The following is a 3,430-nucleotide window of genomic DNA, read 5'->3' on the forward strand; positions in this document are numbered from 1 at the left end:
GCGTGGACGAGGTCGAGCAGCGCCGCGCGCGGACGTCGGCGACCGTCCTGGTCAGCGCGAGGCTGGTGCAATTCCTGCAATCGCAGTTCGGGCGCCACGGCCGGCGGATCGGTGAGGTCGCCGACGGTGTGGTCCGGGTCGAGGTCGCGGCGCCGACTCCGCGGTCGATCGCCGAGCAGCTCGCCGGCTGGGGCACGCTGCTGGAGGTCGAGGGCCCCGAGGAGGTCCGGACCGAGCTGGGACGCATCGGCACTGAGCTCGTCGAGCGGTCCGGGGCGCCTGCGTGAGCTGCCGCTGCACGCGACCTCGTCGCTGCCACGCGAGACCCGTCCTCACCGGTCCGATGGCCGCGCGGCGCGCTGAAGCGGTCGGCGGTGCGTCGCAGCTACTCGCTCAGCCCGGGTGCGTCGATGACCTGGACGTCGCCCACACGGCCGCTGCTGATGACCCTCGCCCACCCGTACATGGAGCTCGAGAGGCGACTTCCCGGCTTGTGGGCCACCGCCTCGGCGGGGACCTACACCTCCGCCAGCAGCGACCGCCAGAAGCTGCGCCAGCGGTCGACATCACTGGCGTCGGGCAGGCGCTCGTGGCCGAGGGCGATGCGGACCTTGTCGGGCCGAGTCTGCGAGGCACCGAGCTCCACGCGGGAGCCGTCGGCGAAACCGACCCGCCAGTAGCGGTACGCCCCCTTGTCCGACGTCGCCGGTTCCCGGGCGAGCTCCGCGTCGGTACGCCGGCTGAGGTCGGCGGCGACCTGCAGCCAGCGCGCGAACACGTCGTCGAGGTCGCCCGCGACCGTCCGGCTGGTCGACGTCTGAAACGTTCCGTCGCTCGCCTGTCCGGGCACGCGGCGGCCGATGTGCTGCTCGTAGGCCACGGTCAGCGTCTGGGCCCACCAGTGGGCGACGTCGTCGTCGTCCTGCAGCCGTCGCGCGATCTGCCGGTGGGTCATCGAGCCGGCACCCCACCCGTCGAGGACGGCGCGCCACTCGTCCCAGGTGCGGCCGGTGGCGTCGGCGACGCCATCGAGCTGCATCGTTCGCGTCATGGGATGCTCCTGTGGTCGTCGGTTCGTCAGCCCTCAAGGACGTACAGGGTGTTCCCCTCCGGATCGCGCAGGGAGAACATGGGCGGCACGCCGGGCCAGTGCGACACCTCGGGATCGACGTCGACACCCGCCGTCTGCAACGCAGCGTGGTCCGACGCGACATCGGCCGCGGTCAGCCGAATGCCCGTGTCGCCACCCGCGTGGCCTGGCTCAGGCGTCGCAATCAGTGCGATGGTCGTCGCCCCGCCCCGAGGAGCGATCTCGATCCACCGGCCGGCTGGACCGGGCCCCGTGTCGATGCGGACCTCGAAGCCGATGGTCCCCACGTAGAAGTCGAGCGCCCGGTCCTGGTCTTCGACGTTGATCGCCACAGACCGGATCTGCGTGATGGTCGTGCCTGTCTGCCTGTCCACAGCTGGTCCTCCTGCGTCCTACCCGTCCCCGACGTCGCGGTCAGCCGTACATCAACGAGCCTGGCGTGGTCAGCACCTCGCCGGTCTCCAGCCAGGTCTTCAAGCCGGACAGGATCATCGGCCAGCCGCCGTACAGGTCGCCGCCGGCGTCCTCAGGCAGCTGGTCGTGCGTGACGAGCAGGTGGCAGGAGTCACCGACGGGCTCGATCTCCCAGGTCACCCGCGAGGTGCCCGCCGCCATGGCATCGTCGCTCCACAGGGCCCGGTAGCTCTGGACCAGCCGTCGCGGCGGATCGACCTCCAGGTTCTCACCCTGCAGCAGCGCGCCGTCGAAGCCGGGGTTGACGACCTCGTACGACGACCCGGGGCTCCAGTCGGAGTGGACGTGATTGCCGAAGTGGAACTGCGCCCGCGTCTCCTTGTCGGTGATCGCCTTCCAGAGGCGCTCGGGGGTTGTGCGGATGTAGATCTCGAACACCTTCTCCATCTGACGCTCCAGACGTGTCTTGAGGTCGCTGAGCGTGGCCGCCCAGGGCTCGGCGTACTTGCTCACCCACCGGTCGTGGACGAGCCGGATCGGGACGGCGTTCAGGAAGTGCAGCTTCTCGCGGCCGCGACGCCTCGTGACCACCAGCCCGGCCTCCTCGAGCTGCCTCAGGTGCTTCATGACGCCGTACCGCGTCATGGAGAACCGCGCCTCCAGTGCGCTCAAGGTCTGCCCGTCCTCACGGAACAGCTCGTCGAGCAGGCTCCGTCGCGTCGGATCGGCCAGGGCCTTGAACACCTCGTCCATGGAGGACACTATAGGTGACCAAATAGTCACATGTCAACCCATCGATGAACCGCACGGTCGACGCCCGTCGTCCGGCCCTGCTCAGATCGTCCCGAGCAGCGGTTCGTCGGCGGAGCGGATGTCGTGCGTCGGCAGGCCGTCGGGGTGCTCGCGGCGCACGCGGTCGAGGCAGGCGAGCGCGATGTCGAGGTGGTTGCGCTTGCTGGCCTGGTAGAACCGGACCGCACCGGCCGACAGCTTCGGCGAGGCGTGCAGTGGCTTGTCCGAGACGCACAGCAGCGTCGCGGTCGGGACACGGTAGCGGAACCCGTTCGCCGCGATCGTCGCCGATTCCATGTCGATCGCGACGCACCGCGCCGTTCGGACCTCGGATGTCGTCACGCGCTGGTTGAACTCCCAGTTGCGGTTGTCGGTGGTGTGCACGACGCCGAGGCGGTACGGCGCGTTCCGTTCCTCGAGCGCCGCGAGCAGGAACGTGTTGAGCCGGTGGTTCGGGATCACCGGGATGCTGGTGGGCAGGACGTCATCCAGCACGTGATCCGCGCGCAGATGTGCGGTCGCCAGGACGAAGTCGCCGATGTTCTGGTGGTTCCGCAACCCACCGCAGTGGCCGATCATCAACATCGTGTCGGGACGCAGCACCGCCGTGTGGTCGGTGATCGTCTTCGCGTTCGCCGGCCCGACACCGATGTTGACCAGGCTCACGCCGTCCCCCGCCGGCGTGTGGTGGTGCCATGCCGGCATCTGCACACCATCGCGGTCGGGACCGTCGGCATCGGGGAACCGCTCGCGGAACGCCTCGACGTGCATGGAGTAGTTGGTGAACAGCACGTGCCGCTCGAACGACTCCGCAGGCGTGCCGCAGTAGTGCGACAGGCGATCGAGTGACAGCGCCATCCGTTCCGGTCCGAACAGGAACAGCTTCTTGGCCCGCAGGTCGAACCTGTCCTCGTCCAGCGCACCGAACAGGTCCGGATCGTCGAACGTCAGCGCCGGGCGGGACGGCCGCGCACGTACGAGCGCCCCCATCCGCAACAGCGCGGTCAGCTCCCTGTGGAGGTACCGGCGGACCGCGGCTGGACGCGCGAACTCACCGCTGATGCGCGGGTTGTGCTCGGACCAGGGGCGCTCGACCTCGAGCGCCGCGTACCACCCCTCGGCGTCGATCGCATC

5 protein-coding genes are annotated in these 3,430 nt (G+C 69.5%); 1 reads left to right on the forward strand and 4 read right to left on the reverse strand.

The window, feature by feature from the left end; all coding sequences use genetic code 11:
- Nucleotides 1-287 (forward strand): WYL domain-containing protein (locus VK923_01425; protein ID HSJ43325.1); only part of this gene is annotated, 287 nt, incomplete at its 5' end.
- 230 nt (nt 288-517) lie between these two features.
- Here VK923_01425 and VK923_01430 read toward each other — a convergent pair.
- From VK923_01430 to VK923_01445, 4 genes are all read right to left on the reverse strand, one after another.
- Complete coding sequence (locus VK923_01430; protein ID HSJ43326.1) at nt 518-1,051, reverse strand: hypothetical protein; 534 nt, start codon at nt 1,049-1,051, stop codon at nt 518-520.
- A gap of 26 nt (nt 1,052-1,077) precedes the next feature.
- Nucleotides 1,078-1,464 carry a VOC family protein gene (locus VK923_01435; protein HSJ43327.1) on the reverse strand — a complete coding sequence of 129 codons (387 nt, stop codon included), beginning with the start codon at nt 1,462-1,464 and terminating at the stop codon, nt 1,078-1,080.
- Nucleotides 1,465-1,504: 40 nt separating this feature from the next.
- Complete coding sequence (locus VK923_01440; GenBank protein ID HSJ43328.1) at nt 1,505-2,257, reverse strand: metalloregulator ArsR/SmtB family transcription factor; 753 nt, start codon at nt 2,255-2,257, stop codon at nt 1,505-1,507.
- A gap of 81 nt (nt 2,258-2,338) precedes the next feature.
- Nucleotides 2,339-3,430: hypothetical protein (locus VK923_01445; protein ID HSJ43329.1), on the reverse strand; the 1,092-nt coding region annotated here is incomplete at its 5' end.

The sequence above is a fragment of the Euzebyales bacterium genome, assembly GCA_035461305.1.
In the GTDB taxonomy this organism is placed as follows: Bacteria; Actinomycetota; Nitriliruptoria; order Euzebyales; family JAHELV01; genus JAHELV01.

What these genes read in the sequence shown, in the direction of transcription:
- VK923_01440 (HSJ43328.1), bottom strand. Translation starts at nt 2,257, where the DNA reads ATGGACGAGGTGTTCAAGGCCCTGGCCGATCCGACGCGACGGAGCCTG.
- VK923_01430 (HSJ43326.1), bottom strand. Translation starts at nt 1,051, where the DNA reads ATGACGCGAACGATGCAGCTCGATGGCGTCGCCGACGCCACCGGCCGC.